The organism is Anaerocolumna sedimenticola (assembly GCF_009931695.1).
In the GTDB taxonomy this organism is placed as follows: Bacteria; Bacillota; Clostridia; order Lachnospirales; family Lachnospiraceae; genus Anaerocolumna; species Anaerocolumna sedimenticola.
On sequence record NZ_CP048000.1, the window covers coordinates 4,480,726 to 4,501,734 of the forward strand.

The 21,009-nt window shown below is 36.9% G+C and carries 21 protein-coding genes; 1 reads left to right on the forward strand and 20 read right to left on the reverse strand.

Features of this window, described 5'->3' with window-relative positions; genetic code table 11:
* Nucleotides 1-32 precede the first annotated feature (32 nt).
* The 14 genes from dxs to spoIIIAA all read right to left on the reverse strand — a co-directional run bounded on the left by dxs (nt 33) and on the right by spoIIIAA (nt 11,376).
* The gene (gene dxs / locus Ana3638_RS19905) at nt 33-1,982 is read right to left on the reverse strand and encodes a 1-deoxy-D-xylulose-5-phosphate synthase (protein WP_161839589.1); all 1,950 of its coding nucleotides are present in this window, start codon (nt 1,980-1,982) and stop codon (nt 33-35) included.
* Between the two features lie 77 nt (nt 1,983-2,059).
* A complete protein-coding gene (locus tag Ana3638_RS19910; protein WP_161840646.1) occupies nt 2,060-3,028 on the reverse strand; it encodes a polyprenyl synthetase family protein in 969 nt (322 codons plus the stop codon).
* Complete coding sequence (gene xseB / locus Ana3638_RS19915) at nt 3,018-3,227, reverse strand: exodeoxyribonuclease VII small subunit (protein ID WP_161839590.1); 210 nt, start codon at nt 3,225-3,227, stop codon at nt 3,018-3,020. The genes Ana3638_RS19910 and xseB overlap by 11 nt, the downstream gene beginning before the upstream one ends.
* Nucleotides 3,228-4,436, reverse strand: a complete 1,209-nt coding sequence (gene xseA, locus Ana3638_RS19920) for an exodeoxyribonuclease VII large subunit (RefSeq protein ID WP_161839591.1) — start codon at nt 4,434-4,436, stop codon at nt 3,228-3,230.
* A 61-nt stretch (nt 4,437-4,497) separates the two neighbouring features.
* On the reverse strand, nt 4,498-4,902 hold the full coding sequence (nusB, locus tag Ana3638_RS19925; RefSeq protein WP_161839592.1) for a transcription antitermination factor NusB: 405 nt from the start codon (nt 4,900-4,902) through the stop codon (nt 4,498-4,500).
* Between the two features lie 197 nt (nt 4,903-5,099).
* Nucleotides 5,100-5,489: an Asp23/Gls24 family envelope stress response protein gene (locus tag Ana3638_RS19930; RefSeq protein ID WP_161839593.1), complete on the reverse strand. Its 390-nt coding sequence runs from the start codon at nt 5,487-5,489 to the stop codon at nt 5,100-5,102.
* 379 nt (nt 5,490-5,868) lie between these two features.
* Nucleotides 5,869-6,729: a SpoIIIAH-like family protein gene (locus Ana3638_RS19935; RefSeq protein WP_161839594.1), complete on the reverse strand. Its 861-nt coding sequence runs from the start codon at nt 6,727-6,729 to the stop codon at nt 5,869-5,871.
* Between the two features lie 20 nt (nt 6,730-6,749).
* Nucleotides 6,750-7,364 (reverse strand): stage III sporulation protein AG, encoded by a 615-nt coding sequence (gene spoIIIAG / locus Ana3638_RS19940; protein ID WP_161839595.1) that lies wholly within the window; start codon nt 7,362-7,364, stop codon nt 6,750-6,752.
* A gap of 28 nt (nt 7,365-7,392) precedes the next feature.
* The gene (spoIIIAF, locus tag Ana3638_RS19945) at nt 7,393-8,019 is read right to left on the reverse strand and encodes a stage III sporulation protein AF (protein ID WP_161839596.1); all 627 of its coding nucleotides are present in this window, start codon (nt 8,017-8,019) and stop codon (nt 7,393-7,395) included.
* Nucleotides 8,020-8,039: 20 nt separating this feature from the next.
* A complete protein-coding gene (locus Ana3638_RS19950) occupies nt 8,040-9,215 on the reverse strand; it encodes a stage III sporulation protein AE (protein ID WP_161839597.1) in 1,176 nt (391 codons plus the stop codon).
* Nucleotides 9,216-9,236: 21 nt separating this feature from the next.
* Nucleotides 9,237-9,626 carry a stage III sporulation protein AD gene (spoIIIAD, locus tag Ana3638_RS19955; RefSeq protein ID WP_161840647.1) on the reverse strand — a complete coding sequence of 130 codons (390 nt, stop codon included), beginning with the start codon at nt 9,624-9,626 and terminating at the stop codon, nt 9,237-9,239.
* Between the two features lie 12 nt (nt 9,627-9,638).
* The gene (gene spoIIIAC / locus Ana3638_RS19960; RefSeq protein WP_161839598.1) at nt 9,639-9,833 is read right to left on the reverse strand and encodes a stage III sporulation protein AC; all 195 of its coding nucleotides are present in this window, start codon (nt 9,831-9,833) and stop codon (nt 9,639-9,641) included.
* A 36-nt stretch (nt 9,834-9,869) separates the two neighbouring features.
* Nucleotides 9,870-10,394: a stage III sporulation protein AB gene (locus Ana3638_RS19965; protein WP_161839599.1), complete on the reverse strand. Its 525-nt coding sequence runs from the start codon at nt 10,392-10,394 to the stop codon at nt 9,870-9,872.
* 31 nt (nt 10,395-10,425) lie between these two features.
* Nucleotides 10,426-11,376, reverse strand: coding sequence for a stage III sporulation protein AA (gene spoIIIAA / locus Ana3638_RS19970; protein ID WP_161839600.1), 951 nt, complete (start codon nt 11,374-11,376; stop codon nt 10,426-10,428).
* 231 nt (nt 11,377-11,607) lie between these two features.
* On the opposite strand from spoIIIAA, the gene Ana3638_RS19975 reads away from it, so the two are divergent.
* Complete coding sequence (locus Ana3638_RS19975) at nt 11,608-12,393, forward strand: shikimate dehydrogenase family protein (RefSeq protein WP_161839601.1); 786 nt, start codon at nt 11,608-11,610, stop codon at nt 12,391-12,393.
* A 1-nt stretch (nt 12,394) separates the two neighbouring features.
* Here Ana3638_RS19975 and Ana3638_RS19980 read toward each other — a convergent pair whose 3' ends face one another.
* The 6 genes from Ana3638_RS19980 to leuC all read right to left on the reverse strand — a co-directional run bounded on the left by Ana3638_RS19980 (nt 12,395) and on the right by leuC (nt 20,915).
* Nucleotides 12,395-13,459, reverse strand: coding sequence for a linear amide C-N hydrolase (locus tag Ana3638_RS19980; protein ID WP_161839602.1), 1,065 nt, complete (start codon nt 13,457-13,459; stop codon nt 12,395-12,397).
* Between the two features lie 219 nt (nt 13,460-13,678).
* Nucleotides 13,679-15,748, reverse strand: coding sequence for a HelD family protein (locus Ana3638_RS19985; RefSeq protein ID WP_161839603.1), 2,070 nt, complete (start codon nt 15,746-15,748; stop codon nt 13,679-13,681).
* Nucleotides 15,749-16,201: 453 nt separating this feature from the next.
* A complete protein-coding gene (locus Ana3638_RS19990) occupies nt 16,202-17,803 on the reverse strand; it encodes an MBL fold metallo-hydrolase RNA specificity domain-containing protein (protein WP_161839604.1) in 1,602 nt (533 codons plus the stop codon).
* Nucleotides 17,804-17,835: 32 nt separating this feature from the next.
* The gene (locus tag Ana3638_RS19995; protein WP_161839605.1) at nt 17,836-18,708 is read right to left on the reverse strand and encodes a DegV family protein; all 873 of its coding nucleotides are present in this window, start codon (nt 18,706-18,708) and stop codon (nt 17,836-17,838) included.
* A gap of 262 nt (nt 18,709-18,970) precedes the next feature.
* Nucleotides 18,971-19,453, reverse strand: a complete 483-nt coding sequence (gene leuD / locus Ana3638_RS20000; protein ID WP_161839606.1) for a 3-isopropylmalate dehydratase small subunit — start codon at nt 19,451-19,453, stop codon at nt 18,971-18,973.
* A 196-nt stretch (nt 19,454-19,649) separates the two neighbouring features.
* Nucleotides 19,650-20,915 (reverse strand): 3-isopropylmalate dehydratase large subunit, encoded by a 1,266-nt coding sequence (gene leuC, locus Ana3638_RS20005; RefSeq protein ID WP_161839607.1) that lies wholly within the window; start codon nt 20,913-20,915, stop codon nt 19,650-19,652.
* Nucleotides 20,916-21,009: the final 94 nt, after the last annotated feature.

Genomic DNA, 21,009 nt, shown 5'->3' on the forward strand with positions numbered 1-21,009 from the left:
ACCTCCACAAAATAGAAACGAATATTACGAAATTAACTTTCTACTTTTGCTAATATATTTTTTAAAATAGATGCTGCGTCAAATTGTAATTTTTCTTTTAATACTGCAACATCGCCCTGTTCTATAAATTGATCCGGCAGAGAAATATTAATCAGTCTGATCTGCCTGTAATTATGTTCCATTAAAAATCCAGCAACTTTTTCACCATAACCGCCTGTCTTTACATTTTCTTCCATGGTAATCCATACCCCAGTACTTAATGCTAAGCGGTGGAACAACGCTTCATCCATAGGAGAAATAAATCTCACATTTACCAATACTGCCTGCTTGCCAAGGTTACTCAATTCCTTAACAACCTGTACAGCTGTTTCCACCATACTTCCTACTGCAAGGATAACCATAGTCTCCGGCTGAAATTCTTTGCCAAATATATCAAGGGAGGTTTGATCTTTATCGGTTCCAAACACATCGTTATTTTTTCTTTTGTTTAAATTAATAATCTCACTTTTGCCGTATTCGATTGGAGTTTGGAACTCTTCCAACCCTTCATATACCCGGCCTCTGGGATACCGAATGGCAACAGGACCGTCAAACTGATTTGCAAAATAAAGCATTTGACGGAATTCCTGTTTATTCTTAGGTGCTAACATTGTCATCGACGGCATATGGGATAAAAATGAGATATCAAAGATTCCCTGATGGGTTTCACCGTCATTTCCGACTAACCCGGCACGGTCGATAGCAAGTACTACAGGAAGTTTATTAATACATACATCGTGAAGAATCTGATCATAAGCCCGCTGCAAAAATGTAGAATAAATAGCTACAAAGGGTTTCAAACCACCGGAAGCTAAACCGGCGGCATAAGTAACCGCATGTTCTTCCGCAATCCCTACGTCAAAAAACCGTTCCGGATACTGTCTCATAAATTTATTTAAACCGGTCCCGCTGGGCATGGCTGCCGTGATTGCTACCAGTTTCTCGTTTTCTTTCGCAAGTTCTAGTAAGGTTTCAGAGAAAACATCGGTATAGGTAACACCTTTTTTCGGGGTACTATTTTTGCCGGTCTTTACATCAAAGGATTCCACACTATGGTACCAGCAGGGATTCAGCTCAGCCGGTTTATAACCTCTGCCTTTTTTGGTTATTACATGAACCAGAACTGCTTCATTAACTTTGGACGCACTGGAAAATGCAGTAATCAACTGGTTAATATCATGACCGTCAATCGGTCCTATATAAGTTAATCCCATATCTTCAAATAACATACCCGGAATAACCAGCCGTTTAATGGAATCTTTAGACTTTCTTAATTTGTCCATAATGATAGAACCCAGCCCAGGAATATGATTCAAAGCATTTTCTATGGAATCCTTAAATTTATTATATTTTACGTTTGTCCGCAATTGACCTAAATAATTAGCCAAACCACCGACATTTTCTGAAATGGACATATTGTTATCATTTAAAACTATCATCAGATTGGAGTTAAGCCTTGCCGCATTATTCAAAGCTTCAAATGCTAATCCTCCGGATAATGCTCCATCTCCGATAACTGCCGTAACCCTGTAATTCTCACCTTTTAAGTCCCTGGCTTTTACCAGTCCCATTGCGGCTGAAATCGAAGTTGAACTGTGTCCGGTATCAAAAGAATCACAATTACTTTCTTTCTTTTTGGGAAATCCACTTAATCCCTCGAAAGTTCTTAAAGTGCAGAAATCATTTTTCCTTCCGCTTAATAGTTTATGCGTATAAGCCTGATGGCCCACATCCCATACTAATTTATCCTTAGGAAAGTCCATACACAGATGCAAGGCCATGGTTAATTCCACCGTACCCAGATTAGAAGCTAAATGCCCGCCTGTCTTACTGATATTTTGCACCAGAAATTTTCTAATTTCCTCAGCCAGTTTCTTATAATCGGATGGGTTTATTTTTTTTATGTCATTTGCCTGATTTATATTATCCAAGATTCGTGACAAAACTTCACCTTCATTTCTGTTTATAATAAGTTATCGGAAAGTAATGAACCGATAAACGATATATTCTTCTCAAATTACTACTTTTTACGGTTAATAAGATCTATAATTAAATCTTGTAAAAACTGATTCTCTTTCTTTAGCGTTTGAAAAGCAGAAATTCCTCTCTCTGATAATGCCGCAACTTCTTCTTTTGCTTTGTTTATTCCTAATAAGGTTACATAGGTAACTTTATTATTCTTTTCATCGCTGTGAGCTGGCTTTCCCATAATCTCAGTCGTTGAAGTAACATCTAAAATATCGTCCTCTATCTGAAATGCAAGGCCTATATCCGAAGCCATTTGTTCCACTGTCAGTACCTCTTTCGCATCTGCCCCTGCCAATACAGCGCCTATCATCATACTGGCTTCAATCAGAGCGCCTGTCTTTAGCCTGTACATATAGTTTAATTTATCCAGAATTGATTTATGATTCGTATGGAAGTCTGATAATGGTACCTCATTTTCATTCTTATTTAAGTGCATATTCGATTCATTTAGAGTTCCGAATCCCTCCATATCAACAACCTGTCCGCCTATCATCCCATAAATACCTGCTTTTTTGGCAAGGATACTAAGTGCGGCTGCCGCACACTTTAAATTTTCATAAGAACCACCTTTTAATGCCAGACAGGCTGTTTCAAAAGCATAATTTAGTAAACCATCTCCTGCTAAAATTCCCATGGCTTCACCAAATACGATATGAGTGGTTTTTCTTCCTCTGCGGTATTCATCATTATCCATTGCAGGAAGATCGTCATGTACCAGAGAATACGTATGAATCATCTCTATTGCGGCCATAAAAGGTTTTATTTCTTCTTCCTCACATCCACCGAATAAACGGTATGTTTCCAACATTAACATGGGACGAAGCCTTTTACCTCCGGCCAGTATGCTATAGTTCATAGCTTCGTAGATACGTTTTTGGTATCCCTCTTCTTCAGGCAGATATTCCTTAATTATTGCTTCAATATAATTAACCCTCTTATCAAGTTCTTCCCTAAAGTTCATCTGTTTCATTTTTCTCCCCTAATATTATAAGCTTTTTTTCAACCTTATCGATGGAATCATTACAATATTTTAGTAACTTGATACCTTCCTGATAGAGTGAAAACGAGTCTTCAAGCGTAATATCTTCCTGTTCCAGCTTACTTATAATTTCATTTATTTCTTGAAAGGAAGCTTCCAGGGATTTTTCTTCTTTTTTCATTTAATTCCGCTCCTTTTTAATCATTTCATCAACCGTAGCCAATACATCACCATCCGTAATACAAATGCGGATTTTTTCACCTACCGATACTTTATCAAGATGGTTCATTATCTTGTTCTCACTATTTAAAACCAAGGCAAACCCCTGATTTAATTTCTTAAGAGGAGAAAGCCCTTCTAATTTTTCAATATATAGTTCCAGCATATGTCTTTTAAGTGTTAACTTATTTTGCAGCTGCTGCGACAATTTCTGTTCCATATCAATCAGCTGCTGCCTTTTTTGGCGGATTTGATAGATAGGACTTGCATAATCTAATTTTAAGGATAGATGTTTCAGTTCATTACGGTAAACTGCAATTTTCTTTTGTAAGCCGCTGTTCAGGGAATGATTCAGTGCCGTTATATCAAAAAGAATCGCTTTAATATCTGGTACAGCCAGCTCTGCAGCCGCGGACGGCGTCGGAGCCCGCAGATCAGAGACAAAATCAGCTATAGTCACGTCGGTTTCATGACCTACCGCTGAAATAACAGGGGTTTGACATTCATAAATAGCTCTCGCCACAATTTCTTCATTAAAAGCCCATAAATCTTCAATGGAACCGCCCCCGCGTCCGACTATTATCGTATCCACACCCAGTTTGTCCAAAGTACGAATCCCGGCTGCAACGGTTTGTGCCGCTCCCTCACCCTGCACCAAAGCCGGATAAAGTATTAATTGAACGTATGGATTCCGTCGTTTTGTAATATTTATGATATCCTGAATTGCCGCTCCTGTCTTAGCTGTAACGATGCCAACCTTTTTCGGGTAGACAGGTATCTTTTTCTTGTGGTCTGCTTCAAAGAGTCCCTCTTCTTCCAATTGGTTTTTAAGCTGTTCATACTTCTGGTATAAAAGACCGGAGCCGTCAAGTATTATTTCTTTCGCATAAAGCTGATACTTTCCGTCTCTTTCATATACATTCACAGACCCAAGGGCTATAATGCTCTGTCCTTCTTTTAACTGAAATTTCAAACCATTTCTCTGCCCGGCAAACATGACACAGGCCATTTGCCCTTTATCGTCTTTCAGTGTAAAATAAATATGCCCGGAAGTATGATATTTACAATTGGATACCTCTCCTTTAATATAAATATTATTTAAAGCATAGTCCCTTATAAACATATTTTTGATATATAAATTAACCTGTGTTACGGAATAAACATTATTCATGAAATCACCCTTGTTCCCATAACATATCCGAAGTAAACTTCAGATACCGCCTGATATATTGTTATTCATCCTTAGCGAGCTTAGCCAAAACACCATTAACAAAGGATCCGGAGGAATCTCCTCCGAAAATTTTGGCTATTTCAACAGCTTCGTTAATAGCTACTTTAGTTGGTATATCATTGTCATATTTAATTTCATATATGGCAAGCCTCATTATGGTAAGGTCCACCTTACCCATACGGTTTAATTTCCATCCGCTGGAAGCTTCTGCTAATATAGCATCAATTTCCGGAATTCTTTCATTTATTTTATGAAAACGCTCTTTTAAATAAAGTAAATCCGCTTCTTTTGGTTCCTCTAAAGATTCAAAATATAAATCAATCTGTTCCTTTAATTCCGTATCTTCATGAAAATCTTTTCGGAAAAGCATTCGAAAAAGATGTTCCCTGATTTCTCTTCTACTCATAATTACATCCATTGCATACCGCATGCTGTTTAGCGGTACCGCCTCATATAAAACAGGTTAAAAGAATGATTTATGGCATCCTTTCACTTTTAATTTTCTTTCAACCTTTATAAAACGAAATGGTATTAACACATAAACAACCCTTAAATAGAATTATCTAAGGGTTGCATGGGTTTAGACACTATTATTTTATTCGTTTATTTGTTTCTTTCTATATTAACACCTGAAATCCTGACATTAACTTCCGAAACCGTCAAACCGGTCATATTCTCAATTGCTGATTTAACCTTTTCCTGAACCTGTCTGGAGGTATTGGGAATACTGTATCCATATTCCAATGTCAGGGATAAATCCACCGATACGGAGTCTGAGCTAACATCAATCTTAACTCCTTTGGATAAGTTTTTCATACCTAATTTGCTCACCAATTCTTTGGTGATATTAGTTGACATTGCAGCGACGCCTTCTACTTCGGTGGCAGCTAAACCGGCAATGGTAGCAACTACTTCATCAGCAATCTGCACCTCACCCACATTACTTTCAGCATGTATTTGATAAGTATTTCTATTCTCTTGCTCCTTAACCACTGTAATTACCTCCTAAGTTTATACACATAACAGTAACATATGTCCATAAAATGCTACTTAATGTAATTATTATATCAAACTTATTCTTAATTGCAAATCATTTATTCATATTTTTAAAATACAAGTACAGCATTGTATTAGTTTCACCTTAATATCAGTGCCAAATATTTGCTCTGGTACAAGGCTGTACTAAGAAAGCTTACCGTGTTGTCTGTTTTTAGGAACAAATTTTCTTATATTAATTTATTATGGTATACTTCACCACTTAATATTATTATTACCAGATTTTTATACCATAATCGTAAAAAAGGGCTATTGCAAAATTTGCATTAGCCCCTTAAATTATGCTGCTATGCTATTAACATTGATACTTTTTTTATTATTCTCCAACTACTACCGGAGCTATATTAATATCTTTTGATTCAAAACCTGTTTTTCTCTTAACTATATCTTCAATTTTGGCAACATCCTGTTCGTCTAAGCTGGCTGCATTAACAACAACATCAACGAGTTTTCCTTCAATTGTAACGATAGCATCGCTAAATCCCATTGCTTCCAGAAGAGTTTCCGTTGCATTTTCTTTTTCAGAAATTGCAGTCATTTCAATAATATTATTAACTGCATCTTCTTTGGCTTTTTCAGTAAGATTTGCGCTGTCAACGATTTTCATTAATTCATCTTTATTAACTGCCCTCATTTGCTCTCTTGCTAATTTCCTGGAAGCAAAGAAATCAGGAGTCGTAGTTGTGCTGACTAAAACTGCTTCACCAGGCGCAGTGGTTTCTTCACCTTTTTCATCAACAACAACTTCACCGTTATCGGATACATCATAAGCAGCTACTTCTTCTGAATCAGCTTTCTTGGAATCATCAGCTTTTGCTTCATCTTTCTTCTCACCATTATCTGTAGAAGCGGTTTCATCCGTGTTCTTCGCATCTTTTTTATCTTTTCCTGTATCTTCTGCTAATGTCTCTTTGCTGTCACTTTCTCCATCCGTAGTTACGTCCAAAGCGGTTTCATCCAATAAATCTTCGGTATCCTGAAGAGAAACAGTATCTCCGTCTGTAATATTGTCGCCTTCCGTTTCCGTATATGTATCATAATCCAATACCTCACCGTTGCCGACATCGGCAATTTTATCCTCGTTGTTTCTGTCAGAAAAATTCAGATACCCTGCAATTGCTATCATAATAGCCAATGCAGTAATAATGATTTGATTTTTCTTAAATATATTTTTCATACTTGCCTCCTTTAAAACATTTATTTATTCATTTTCATTACTTTAACTTTATGTGCAGGTACGTCAAATAATACCTGTGCTGCCTCCATAATTTCTGTCATAATTTTTGCATTACCTCCGCCTTCGGCTATTACCACTACACCTTCCACCTCCGGTTCTTTTTCCTGTATGACATATGGTACGCCTTCTCCGTTACCACCATTTACCAAAACAGTGGTATCTTCTTTGCTAATACTGCTGCTATCTCTGTTTCCGCCCTCCCCATCTACTTCATTCATGCTTTCTTGTGTATATGGACCATCTTTCAGTATAACTTTTTCTTTGGAACCCTTTAAAGTAATCATGACATCTACATCCCCAATACCCTCTACTTTAGCAAGTACCTTCTTTAAACGGTTCTCTAATTCATTGATATAAGCTTCGGTTTCATCATCTGTCTCTGTATTGTCAGTATTCTCTTTCACTTTGTAATCTTGCTTTGCCGTATTATCTTTTGAGGAATTTTCTGATGAAAGCATATCAGGAAATGATAATACAAGCAGAAATATTCCTGCCATCAACAGTATTACGAGTCTTGCGGGACCAATTTCCTTAATACTGAGCTTTTTCTTTTCCTTTACCTTTTCTTTTTCCATACTTTCTCCTTAAGTATTACAGGCTCGGTTATTTCTCCTGTATACTAATATTTATATTATCAGGGTTCATATTATAGAAGTCCGACAACAGGTTTTTTATATTAATTTCAATAGGTGTAAGAAGATTTTTTTCTTTATCCGTCTCGTTCTCCTTCTTTTCTCCGATTTTAATGTCTTCTATATCTACCTTGTCAATATCAACAGAACCTTCCTTGGTTTCATTCCTGATATAACCGGCCGAAATATTAAGTGACAGCAGATTACCGAAAGTACTGCTGTTTTCATCTTCATCTACTTTAACTTCAATACCGGTAAGATATAGATTCTCTCCTTCCAGTAAATTACTGACCTGTTTTCCGATCTGTTCCTTATATTCTTTTAAAATAGCAGACATCTGATTATCTTCTGCATCCACTAATTTATCGTTCATATCCTCAGCCTCTGCCAAAAGGGAATTGGTAGTAAAATAATAATCCATGGTTTTGTCCAGCTGAAACAGTTTTAATAACGGGGAAATAACAAGAATTACCAATATAATCCCAGTGATTAAATTTACGTATTTCTTATAGGAACTCTTGCCAAGCAAGTTGGTAATAATCGTTGTCAGAACCAAGAATATTACTATATTTTTAACCCAACCATATATTTCACCCATATCTTATTCCAATCATCTCCTTATGTCGTTGTAGCTGCAATTATTGTTATAGTTAATAGAAATAAAACGGCACCTACCAATACGGTCTGCAGTAATAAAGCCGCTGCGTCAGCGGAGGCAGTAACACAATTTAACATACGCTTGTCCGAAATTGGCTGAACGGCTGCACTGCTTACCCGGTAAATAAGGGTAGTTATTGCCAGTTTAATAATCGGAAGAGCACAAATGATGATGATTACAACAACCCCTGCAACTCCTATGGCATTCTTTAGCAGGATACCTGCTCCAAATACGCTTTCGGTCACACTACCAAGTACATCTCCAACACCCGGTATAACACCTGCAATTTTATATAAAGCTGATTTCTTAATGTTATCTGCTACGGGTAAAATCAAACCCTGTATCGCATTGAAACCTACAACTAATCCCACCAGTGTTTTTAGCGCCCATTTGATTACTACGGATAACAGATCTGCAAGTTTTGATAATAAATCTTCTTTGGATAGATTATTTGCCATAGATACAACCAGATAAATATTAATCATAGGAATAATTAATTTAATTAATAATACATCCACAAAAGTGATTAAAAACAAAGTTACCTGATAATAAACCATAGAAGTTCCGGCACTTGAGACAAATGCTACCGATAAGAAATAGGTTGGTACTAAAGCTTTCATAAAGTTTAGGACTGCCAAAATAGTATTAGATGCTAATGTTGCCGCCGAAATAAAAGAGGCCGTCAATACGGAAAATAAAAGCAGGTATGCAACATAAAATCCGGTTTCTGCCACCTGGGTATTTTGAAAAGCATACGAAAAATTTGTAAAAACGGCAGCAATTACAGCGATGGATATTAAGCTTGTCAAGGTGCCGATATTATCTCTGATTTCGTTTATTACGGCATTTTTAATATCGTTACCAATCTGCTGCAAAGAAAACTTCTTATTACCTGTCACAAGATCGGTTACGTATTGTTCAAAATTCATATTATCGCCCGAATCTAAAACTTCGTCAATTACACGCTGTATATCATTATAATTGAAATCTGTACCGCTGGTTTCATTGGAATCATCCACATTGATTTCATTTTCCATTGCATATACTTTTTCTTTCGTTAATAACAGGAACAAAAGAACCAGCAGAAAGATAAGTATTTTAGTTATTTTCCGGTTTCTTTTCGTAGAAATAATCATTAGGAATCCTCCTCCTATGAACTATGCCGTTAAAAATTCATTAATGGTATCCAGCAAAGCCAGCAGAATTGGCATTCCAGTCGCTAATATCGTCAATTTACCTACCAGTTCAATCTGATTGGCAACTGCAGTATGTCCACAATCCTTGCAGATATTTGAAGAAAACTCAGCAATATATGTAATCCCTATAATCTTAATTAATATGGAAATATAGGTTTCATTAAGACTGATATAAGTCTGGATTTTCTTTATGGTATCAATAATAATCTCTAATTTATTTACTCCAAGGTAAAAGATGAGAATGCATCCTACAAGGCTTATGTATACTGCATATTCTGATTTCGTACTCTTAAATTGTATTGCCATTAAAACTACAATAATACCGATTAAGGCAATCTGTATCATACTTATGCTCCCTTCTCCTTATAAGGTAAATAAATTCCTGATTATTTCAAACAGCTCGGATATGTATGGTACAATCCAAAAAAGTACCAGAATCAGCCCTGCCAATGTAGTCAAAAATGCCTGTTCTTCTCTGCCAGATTGCTTAAGTATCTGGTTAAGAACCGATACCAGTATTCCGACCGCTGCAATTCTAAATATCAGGTTGATAGTCATGTTATCCTCCTTGTGAATGTTTATGGCTTAAGCGCTTCAAAGCATTATAATCGTTATAAATATCCCTCCCAGAACACCCAGGGAATTGTATAAATAGGACTTTTGTTTTACGTTATGGGACAGTTCTTTTATTTCATCTTCTATTTGGGATATATATAAATCTATGGTATTAATCTGCATATCCTTATCCAGATATCCGAGGTTTTCTCCAAACTGGCCAAGACCAGCCAGATCCTTCTTACTTAGCGAGGTATTATCCAGTTCCTTTACAACCGCCTCTTTCCATATGGTACAAAATGAAACACCGCCCAGTTCATTTAGCCTGTCTGCAATTCCGGAGAGAAATGTTTTATATTTTCCCTCGTGCCGTAATGATAAGGCTTGTACTGCTTCCGGCAATGGAGTATTGGCATACCGGATATCACCCCGTAAAAGAAAGATAATCTTCTTTAATTCGCGTAAATCCATAATCCTGTTTTTTAATTCGCTGCTGAAATATAAACCCATTCCGGCAGATGATGACAGTATTAATATACAGCCAATCACTTTAATAATTATCATAGCTACCTCCTTTCTTATTCCTAAAGAACACTTAGTAAATTCTCATACCATTCTCATCATAGATTTCTTCCAGATGGCCTACTCCTCCATGATTGTTCAGTAATATATAACGCTCAAATAATTTTTCTTCCACTAGTTTTCCCAGTATGGGTTTATTTCTTATATCTTCAATAGAATTACCATGAACTGTGGCTATTAATTTGCATCCGCAATTCATTACATATTCTATGGCACTGATATCTTCCACGGATCCGACTTCGTCAACGGCAATTACTCTTGGGGACATGGACCGGATCAGCATAAGCATTCCTTTTGCCTTAGGGCAGCAATCCAATACATCCGTCCGGATTCCCAATTCATTTTGAGGAATGCCCATATAACAGGCTCCGATTTCAGAACGTTCATCTACTACACCTACTGTAATACCCGGACGTTTTTCATTGCCGTCGGATAATTGGCGGATTACATCCCGTAAGAGAGTCGTCTTTCCGCAGCGGGGCGGTGATATAATTAACGTATGATAGCAGTCATTTCCCATAACACCTGTTATATAAGGTATTACCTTATCTGCACAGCCCTTTACCTGATGGGATAGTCGGATGTTGATAAAGGATATATGCTTCATACTTTTTATTTTATTTTCTTCCAAAACTGCCTTTCCGATAATACCTACCCTATGCCCTCCGGTTATGGTGATAAATCCCTGTTTCAGCTCTTCTTCGAATGCATACAGGGAATAGTTACTGATATATTCCATAGTTTCCCGGATTTCATTTTTCGTAATTACATAGGTATCTTCATCGCTTACCGAAAGTGTTGACTGTGAAGTTACGAAAAACTCCTGATTATCGTAGATAACCAGCAAGGGTGCATTTACCCTAAGACGAATTTCCTGTAATAAATCATAATCAAAATTTATCTTGGAAAGAATTGTCCTAAGCTTTATCGAAAAGATTTTCAACAGCTCGTCTTTTTTATTCATCTCATTCCTCCTCCTTTAGAACAATATATGTATGGCATACGAAATTATGACCGGATATTTTTCTTGCAAATTTATATTAATTATATTATTCTTTAACTAATTTATTTTTGTAAGTATTTGCGAAACTTATAGTTTTCTGAATCTACCATACAATTAATACGAACTTTATAGCTTCAGTTGCCCTAAGCTTCAGCTCTGAAGTTCATGATTACAGGAAGGAAAGAATTTGACATGGAATATGGATTAATAGGAGAAAAATTGGGACATAGTTATTCAAAGATCATTCATGAGAAGCTTGCAGATTATAATTATGAGATTACTCCTTTATCAAAGGATGAGTTTACGCTTTTTATGGAGAAAAGGAAATTTAAGGCTATTAATGTTACGATTCCTTATAAAAAAGATGTAATTCCGTACCTGGATGAGATAGATGACAACGCAAGGCAGATTGGTGCTGTAAATACCATTGTTCATAAAGATGGTAAATTAATCGGGCATAATACGGATTTTTCCGGATTTTTATATATGGTTGAACATAACGGAGTGAAAGTAGAGGATAAAAAAGTAATCGTACTTGGCAATGGAGGTGCTGCCCAGGCTGTTATAGCAGTACTTAATTATTTAAAGGCTAAGGATATTATTATTGTGAAAAGAACCGGAGGGGATGGCTTTATTTCCTATGAAGAATGCCAAAATTACCATTCCGATGCACAGCTGATAGTAAATACCAGTCCGGTAGGTATGTATCCCAAAACGGATGCAAGTCCCATTGATTTATCCCTTTATCCTGAGTGTGAGGCTGTTTTGGACATTATTTACAATCCCCTTAAAACAAAATTACTGCTTCAGGCGGAAGCATTGGGAATGAAAGCTGTCAATGGGCTTGAAATGTTAGTTGCTCAGGCGAAATATGCTGTGGAATATTTCCTGGATTCCGAGATAAAAGATGAGGTGATAGATAAGATCTATCAAAAAATATTGGTTGAACTTTTAATAGAATCGTCACCGCTCACATAAGCTAAGGGTTCATATCTAATTGCGTATGTATTATATTATGTATATTCCTTTGGGCGAAAAGTTCTACATTACCTGATGTCAGATTGTACAGTACGGACCATTGCAGCTTGTCCGTAGCTCCATCCATAACGCCGACTTCCGCCAGAAGGGAAAGTGCCTGTTCATCGGTGAGGCCGATTTTGTTTTTTTCAATTGCTGCTTTGACAGTATTATAACGGTCAAACTCCGTAAAACCCTCACCAATATTGACATCATTATATGCAATAAAATTTGATGCAATCTGATAATTCCCACTCGGCCTTACAGTTTGCATTTTGCCGTCGTAATACTCCAAAAGAACCGATTCTCCAGCCGCATCCGCAATTAAATAATGACAGTCAATTCCCCCGGAAAAATAGATGTTATAATTGCTGAGCAACTGAACCGCCTCGTCAACCGTGGCGGCTTTATCCAATACAAGCCGTATTGCAGTAGTTGTATTAAGCGTAATCTTATCCGGGTCGCTGCTATAGTCCGCTTTCGGCACCGCCAGTAAGGCTATGGCAACACCCTTTTCATTGATACCGTCAAAAGGCAAATACGGGGCCGACAAAGTCAAAAAGCTGTTAAAACTCAGACCTTCGGGAAGATTATCTCTTCCGTATCCTGCGAAAGACAGATTGACTGTTGAAACAGACGCATAACCCTTATTAGGATTTGTAAATACCTGCAGAGAAGGAGCATACGTAAAATCAAAATTCCTGCCGTATATAATTTCACCGTCGTTGTTTCGTGTCACAAAAGCGGTACAGCCATCCCCTGTAATTCCCAAATCGATGGGCAGGCCTTTCAGCAGTCGTTTTGTTACAAAACTTTCAATATCGTTGTCACTTGTTGCACCGGTTATCAAAAAATCATCAAATCCATAATCACCATAATATGTCATCTGAAACATACCATATTCGTCAACTTTTCGAAGCGAGTACAGCGACCTCAGCTCATTCCGGAACAATATGGTCGAAATTACCGCGACAGCTAATACAAGACACAAAACAATAAGACCTGTCCGCTTAAGCATCTTTTTCATTATGTACTTCACGTCCCCACTTTATAAACTATCGATAATCTAACTCTTGAATATCATTATAAAGTAAAAGGGCTCAAACCACAAGTGAATATTCTTTAGGATACAATGCTTCGCCTGGTGGAAGCTTAGTGTATTGTTTCCCAGGTATTGGGAACATAAGTAAAGAGTCATTCTCAGTTATAATTCTGTAATGACTCTTCACATTTATTATATTTATTTTTATATTAATTTTGTTACAGCCCCTGCATGAAGTATAGTTAGTTCATGTAAAGCACGAGTTGCTGCTACATACAAAAGTTTAGCGTGGCCGTCATCCTCGGGATAATTATTACTGGTTGGATTATATATGAGAACTGTATCGAACTCCAGCCCTTTTGTATACTCTACCGGAAGCACCATAACTCCTTTTTTAAATTCTGCTTTTTCCAGGTCACTCTCCTCGATAGTGATACGTTTCCCAAGATTTTTAGCTACAAGCTCTGCTTCCATAGCATTTCTGCATACTACCGCAATGGTATCATATCCCTCCTGCTGCCACTTTTCAATAATACGGGCGGATTGGTTCAACATATCTTTCTCATCATGGCACTCAGTTACAGATACTTCCTCTCCATGTCGTATAATGGGTTCAATCGGATAACTGGAAAATGAGCCCTTCTGTAATATTTTCTGTGCAAAATTGGATATCTCTACAGTATTTCTATAACTCTTAGATAATATTCCGAAGTTGTCAAAGCGGTCTGTTAAAATTAAGTCCTTTAATTCTTCCCAGTCGTGGAGCCCATATCCAAAGTGAATATTCTGGGATACATCACCCATAATAGTAAAAGAACAATTTGGAATGCAATAATGCAACACCGAATATGCCATCATACCAAAATCCTGTGCTTCATCCACTACGATGTGGTGCGCTTCACGAATGGGATCTGTTTCCTTCACACGTTTATACAAATATGCCAGGGCAGCTAAATCATATACATCAAATTCCTTCATGGAAACATTCATTTCTTGTATCCCAATATCCTCATGCCATATTTCTTTTTGTTTTATCAGAAACTCACTATATAAATCATAGATGGAGACTTTCCATTTCTTCTCTCCAAACCGTTTCGTATAATCTTTCACTAACTGTTTTTTCATTTCCGGAGTATAAGTAATCTCTCTGCCTGTAATCTCATTCTTTAACTTGTTTAAAACACGTTGATTTAAACCGTCAATTTTTGTTTGTATCGATAATCTTTTACCTTCCTCAATATATCCTTTAATCTGTTCAGAAGAATAAAGAAGCTTGTCATTTAAATAAATATCCTCCTGTGGTATCACTTTAGCTTCTAGCTTACTGCAAAATTCTTCTAATGTTTGAAACCAATCATAAGTTCCTTTACGATAGTTCCTCTTATCACATGGAATTACTTTGTATTTTTTTTCATTCCAATCTTCATAAAGCAAACGGATAAAGAGCTGTTCCATGGTCATTTGCTTCACACCATGTACATCCAAATCAGGTAACACACCAGTAATATAGTTCAACAAAATACGATTACTTCCAATGATGTAAAAGTCTTCCGGTTTAAAATCTTCTGCGTAGTTATATAGGATATAGGAGATTCGATGCATTGCCACGGTGGTTTTCCCACTGCCTGCAACTCCCTGTACAATCATATTACGATAGGGAGATTTTCGTATAATATCATTCTGTTCCTTTTGTATTGTTGCTATGATTTCACCTAGAACCGCTTCTTTGTTCTTCGCTAAATATTTTGTCAGCAGATCATCATTGGTCACCACTTCAGAATCAAAGTAATCAATTAGCTTTTCTCCATCTATTTCAAAGGTCCGTTTCTTTTTTAAATCAATGGTAATTTTTATTTTATCCGGTGCTATATAGGAGCATTCACCGAGTCCATTTTCATAATAAACATTGGCTAATGGAGCACGCCAGTCGACAACCATGATTGTGGTGGCGTCTTTCATAACTCCTCCCTTTCCTATATAGAATGTCTCTTCTTCCATATCATGGTCTTTGATGTCAATTCGCCCAAAATAGGGTTTCTTCAAAGCCCGCCTGTTCTTACGAAGTGCTGTTTTCATATTTTCATTCATGGTGATGGTGTTTGACAATTCTGTAAATATTTCCGGATCATCATGCCGATACCGATCATACATATCTTCAATGTCTGCACTCATAATTTCAATTTCTTTCTTATACGCATCAATATTTTTTTTAATGATACTGATGCAACTATTCAAGTATTGCTCTTCCAAAAGACGCTCTGTCTGGTTTGTCATATTGGTAACCTCCTTTTTTTCGACATATTAACTTCGCTATCGTGCAAAATCTGTTTTGTTCTTGCATACAGTCGGTTTTAACTGCCGTTATCCACTGTTTATCAGTTGCAAAGTCTATTATATAGAATAAAAAAAATAATACTAGACTTTATTTTCAAAATGTGTTAATATTAATAATGAGGTGTGGATAAATTTAAGAATTTACATATTGTGCTATCTGCTTATGGCAGGCAGCTTTTTTTATGCTTTCTGTATAAAAAACTCCCTGCCGTCAAAAGAAATCAAAGGACGTTTATATGTCCTATTATTATATAAAACAAGGACGTACTGCATCCTAACTTAAAAAAATTCATGATAAGACCGATAAAAATTTCCAAAGAAAAAGTACTATTACTTATTGATATCACCGCATCAACTTCCGTAATAGTACTCTAAATCTACAAATATATAATTTTATCTATCCCATTTATCACTTAAGGAATTAATCTGATCTGTGAACTTGGCCAAATCTTTATTCGTGCCTCCTTCATTATGCTGAATTACAACCAGTAAACGCTTTCCGGCATTTACCAGGCGTTCATATACGGATGAAATTCCTTTCTTCTTATCCTCTCTGCCCTGTACTTCAATTGCTTTACCTTTTTCCAGACATTCATTGGTAAGAAGATCATAAATTTCTCCGCTGAAAGGTGCAACCGCATCATATCCATACTCACTTTTCAGAGTTTCGGTAAATAAATCACATACATTTGATTCACCATGAACTACAAATACCCTTTGTGGTTTCTTTTTAAACTGATTGATCCATTTTAGTAATCCGTCTTTATCTGCATGACCGCTTACTCCATCCAGCCTTTTGATTTCCGCATTTACCTGGACTGTTTCACTGAATAGCTTAACTTCCGTTGCACCATCCTGTATAATACGCCCTAAAGTACCGACTGACTGATGGCCTACAAATAAAATCGTGCTTTCACTTCTCCATAAATTATGTTTTAAGTGATGACGGATTCTGCCTGCATCGCACATTCCGCTGGCAGAGATTATTATTTTACAGTCATCATCAAAATTAATTGCTTTGGATTCTTCTGAGGTTACGGAGGTTTTTAATCCCGGAAATGATATCGGGTTAATACCTTTCTTAACTAACTCCATTGCTTCCTGATCAAAATAACCAACCATATTTTCATTGAAAATCTGAGTTGCTTCATTCGCTAATGGGCTGTCCACATACACTTTAAAATCTCCATGTCCGGTAACCATTCGGTCTGCTTTAATTTTACGGATGAAATACAATAATACCTGTGTTCTTCCCACCGCAAAGGATGGGATAACAACATTACCGCCCCTGTCAAAGGTAGTCTGTATAATTTTGGTTAACTCTCCGATATAATCCGGTCTTGCTCCATGACTGCGATCTCCGTAAGTAGACTCCATGATAACATAATCTGCTTCGCTGATATATTGGGGATCATTAATTAAAGGCTGATTATTATTTCCGATGTCTCCGGAAAATACAATTTTCTTCGTAACTCCCTCTTCGGTAACCCAGATTTCAATACTTGCAGAACCAAGTAAATGGCCTACATCAACTAAACGAAATTGGATACCATCAAATAAATTAATTTTTTCATTGTATCCGTGGGATACAAAAGAACGTATGGTGCCATAGGTGTCTTCCATTGTATATAGAGGTAAGAACGGACTTTCACCTTTTCTTTTTCCTTTACGGTTTCTCCATTCCGCTTCGAACATTTGAATATGTGCACTGTCTCTGAGCATTATATCGCATAAATCACTGGTTGCAGCCGTTGCATGAATTTTTCCTCTGAATCCCTGTGCATACAACAGAGGGAGTTTTCCGGCATGATCCATATGTGCATGAGTTAATAATATGGCATCTATTTTGGCGGATGGTATTGGAATCTCCTGATTTTCATATATATCTTTTCCCTGTTCCATACCACAGTCTATTAATATATGTTTTCCGCAAGCCTCTAAATAATAACAACTTCCTGTAACTTCATGTGTAGCTCCAATAAAAGTCAATCTCATGTTGTACCTCCATACTTTTTTCTATGGTCTCTTTATCTTTGTGTTCCAAAGAAGAACAATGCTATGGTACCGGGTCCTGAATGGGTTCCGATAATCGGTCCGATTGGATTAATAATAATATCCTGCACATCAAACTTTTCTCTTATTAGATCTGCCAAAAATTCCGCATCCTCATAGGTGTCACCATGTCCAATAAATACAACCTGACCCTTAGCCGGGGCACAGGTATCAATCATATGATCTAAAAGTGCATAAAGAGATTTTTTGCGGCCCCTGACCTTTTCCATTGGAATTAAATGTCCTTCGTTATCAACATGAAGAATAGGTTTTACATTTAGAGCAGTTCCTATTCCTGCACTAAAAGCACTGACTCTGCCGCCGCGTTTTAAGTGATTTAAATCATCAACGGTAAACCAATGACATAGTTTTAGTATATTCTGTTCAAGCCAGCTGCCTAATTCCAAAAGGTTTAATCCTTCTTCCTTTTTTTTCACCGCACTGTAAACCAGTAAACCTTCTCCCGCACATGCTGCTTTTGAATCAATACAGATTATTTTTGCATCCTCATATTTTTCCAATAATTCTTCTCTGGCAAGCAGGGAAGAATTATAAGTTCCGCTTAATCCGGATGAAAATGCAATGTAAAGAATATCCTTACCATCTTTTAAAATAGGTTCAAAAAATTCAAGAAAGGCTTCCGTATTAATTAATGATGTAACGGATTTTTCCCCTTTTTTGAGACGCTGGTAAAACTCGTGTATGTTCATTTCCCTGGTGTCCGGATAGTGCATGTAACTTTTTCCATTTAATTCAAATGCCATAGGCATTACTTTAATTCCCAATTCGTCAATCATGTCCTGGGAAAGATCAGCAGTAGATTCCGTTATTATTACATAATCTTTCATAATTCACCTATTTCCAAAGTATTTGGATTGCCTGTTTTTTTTTTATATTTTACCACTTTTATATATTTAATACAACTGCTACCAGATTAAAATGGGACATATAGCCGTATCCAGATATAAAAAAAGCTCCCCAGGAAATGATATAGCTCCTATAAAAATAAATTAAACTATTTTTACAGATAACATAGATCGATATAATTCCCGAAAGCTTTTTATATTTTATACTATTTAATAATTCCGTTCAATACACACTTAGCCTGAATTAACCGTTAATATAATTAATTAATCCCTCAGCTTTTATTATTTTCTGCATAAATTCAGGGAATGGCTGGCCCTGGTAGCTGGTACCTTTTGTAATATCATAGATTTTACCATTGTCAAAATCAATCTCTATTTCATCCCCTGCTTCAATTGCTTTAGCAGCTTCCGGGCATTCTATAATAGGCAGCCCGATATTGATAGCATTACGGAAGAATATTCTTGCAAATGTTTCAGCAATCACACAGCTGATTCCGGCTGCTTTTATAGCTATCGGCGCATGCTCTCTGGAGGAGCCGCATCCAAAATTTTTATTGGCTACTATAATATCTCCGGCTTTTACCCTGCCTACGAAATCAGGATCAATATCCTCCATACATTTTTTAGCAAGTTCCGCAGGATCGGAAGAATTTAAATATCTTGCAGGAATGATTACATCCGTATCTACATTATCCCCATATTTGTGTACTGTTCCATGTGCTTTCATAATTTACACCTTTACATACCGCAGGTTAACCAGCGATACTGCCACAAATAAAAAGAGTGAAAGAATTATCTTGTGGCATCCTTTCTTTATTTATATTTTTCTTCACTCTTGCCTCTCATTCAGCCGCAGCCGGGAGAAAATATCAAGGTTATTTCTTAGCCAATTTAGCTTCTATCATTCACTTTATGAATGTGTCTTATAATCCCAATTCACTCGGCCCTGATATTTTGCCGGTTATGGCACTTGCTGCTGCTACGGCCGGACTTGCTAAATAAACTTCAGAATCTACATGTCCCATACGGCCTACAAAATTACGGTTTGTTGTTGCTACGGCTCTTTCCCCTGCAGCCAAAATACCCATATGTCCTCCGAGACAAGGTCCGCAGGTTGGTGTGCTGACAACCGCACCTGCTTTTATAAAAGTAGTTAACAACCCCTCTTCCAGAGCTTTAAGATAAATATCCTGAGTTGCAGGAAATATTATTACGCGCATGCCTTTTGCTACTTTTTTTCCTTCCATTACTTTGGCAGCAATTCTTAAATCATCAATCCGGCCATTGGTGCAGGAGCCGATAACAACCTGATCTATCTTAATCTCACCTACTTTATCTATGGTCTTTGTATTTTCCGGCAAATGAGGAAATGCAACGGTTGGTTTTAAGGTTGATAAATCAATTGCGTAAGTTTCATCATATTCCGCATCTTCATCTGCCTCATAGATTGTATATTCTTTTTTTGAATGCTCTTTCATATATTCCACTGCTTTGTCATCCACAGGGAAAATACCGTTTTTCGCTCCTGCTTCAATTGCCATGTTTGCCATTGTAAAACGGTCATCCATACTTAAATTAGCTATTCCGTCACCGACAAATTCCATGGATTTGTATAAAGCACCGTCAACTCCTATCATACCAATGATATGCAAAATTACATCTTTACCGCTTACCCACTTTGCAGGTTTGCCGGTTAATTCAAATTTAAGGGCGGATGGAACTTTAAACCATGCTTTTCCCGTAACCATACCGGCTGCCATATCCGTACTGCCCACACCGGTGGAGAATGCCCCCAAGGCTCCGTATGTACAGGTATGTGAATCCGCTCCGATAACCGCGTCTCCTGCAACAACCAGACCTTTTTCCGGTAAAAGCGCATGTTCAATACCCATTTCGCCGATCTCAAAATAATTGGTTATTTCATGTTCCATAGCGAAATCCCGCATACATTTGCAATGTTCTGCAGATTTGATATCCTTATTCGGAGTAAAATGATCCGGTACTAAAGCAATTTTATCCTTATCAAATACTCCTTTTTTATTTACTTTCTCCATCTCATGAATAGCCACCGGAGCTGTTACGTCATTACCTAAAACTAAATCCAAATCTGCTTCAATTAACTGACCGGCTGTTACGCTTTTAAGTCCGGCATGAGCTGCTAAGATTTTTTGAGTCATTGTCATTCCCATACTCATATCCTCCATTTATTTTATCAGTTTATAAACTTATACATAATTTAATCCTATTATGTAAATTGAATATTTTAAAGTTTTTAATCTATCT

Coding starts and splice junctions, on each gene's coding strand:
- Ana3638_RS19975 (WP_161839601.1), top strand. CDS start 11,608: ATGGAATATGGATTAATAGGAGAAAAATTGGGACATAGTTATTCAAAG.
- leuD (WP_161839606.1), bottom strand. CDS start 19,453: ATGAAAGCACATGGAACAGTACACAAATATGGGGATAATGTAGATACG.
- Ana3638_RS19965 (WP_161839599.1), bottom strand. CDS start 10,394: ATGATAATTATTAAAGTGATTGGCTGTATATTAATACTGTCATCATCT.
- spoIIIAG (WP_161839595.1), bottom strand. CDS start 7,364: ATGGAAAAAGAAAAGGTAAAGGAAAAGAAAAAGCTCAGTATTAAGGAA.
- Ana3638_RS19910 (WP_161840646.1), bottom strand. CDS start 3,028: ATGAACTTTAGGGAAGAACTTGATAAGAGGGTTAATTATATTGAAGCA.
- nusB (WP_161839592.1), bottom strand. CDS start 4,902: ATGAGTAGAAGAGAAATCAGGGAACATCTTTTTCGAATGCTTTTCCGA.
- Ana3638_RS19935 (WP_161839594.1), bottom strand. CDS start 6,729: ATGAAAAATATATTTAAGAAAAATCAAATCATTATTACTGCATTGGCT.
- Ana3638_RS19995 (WP_161839605.1), bottom strand. CDS start 18,708: ATGAAAGATTATGTAATAATAACGGAATCTACTGCTGATCTTTCCCAG.
- spoIIIAC (WP_161839598.1), bottom strand. CDS start 9,833: ATGACTATCAACCTGATATTTAGAATTGCAGCGGTCGGAATACTGGTA.
- leuC (WP_161839607.1), bottom strand. CDS start 20,915: ATGGGAATGACAATGACTCAAAAAATCTTAGCAGCTCATGCCGGACTT.
- xseB (WP_161839590.1), bottom strand. CDS start 3,227: ATGAAAAAAGAAGAAAAATCCCTGGAAGCTTCCTTTCAAGAAATAAAT.
- Ana3638_RS19950 (WP_161839597.1), bottom strand. CDS start 9,215: ATGATTATTTCTACGAAAAGAAACCGGAAAATAACTAAAATACTTATC.
- Ana3638_RS19990 (WP_161839604.1), bottom strand. CDS start 17,803: ATGAGATTGACTTTTATTGGAGCTACACATGAAGTTACAGGAAGTTGT.
- Ana3638_RS19980 (WP_161839602.1), bottom strand. CDS start 13,459: ATGAAAAAGATGCTTAAGCGGACAGGTCTTATTGTTTTGTGTCTTGTA.
- spoIIIAA (WP_161839600.1), bottom strand. CDS start 11,376: ATGAATAAAAAAGACGAGCTGTTGAAAATCTTTTCGATAAAGCTTAGG.
- xseA (WP_161839591.1), bottom strand. CDS start 4,436: ATGAATAATGTTTATTCCGTAACACAGGTTAATTTATATATCAAAAAT.
- spoIIIAF (WP_161839596.1), bottom strand. CDS start 8,019: ATGGGTGAAATATATGGTTGGGTTAAAAATATAGTAATATTCTTGGTT.
- Ana3638_RS19985 (WP_161839603.1), bottom strand. CDS start 15,748: ATGACAAACCAGACAGAGCGTCTTTTGGAAGAGCAATACTTGAATAGT.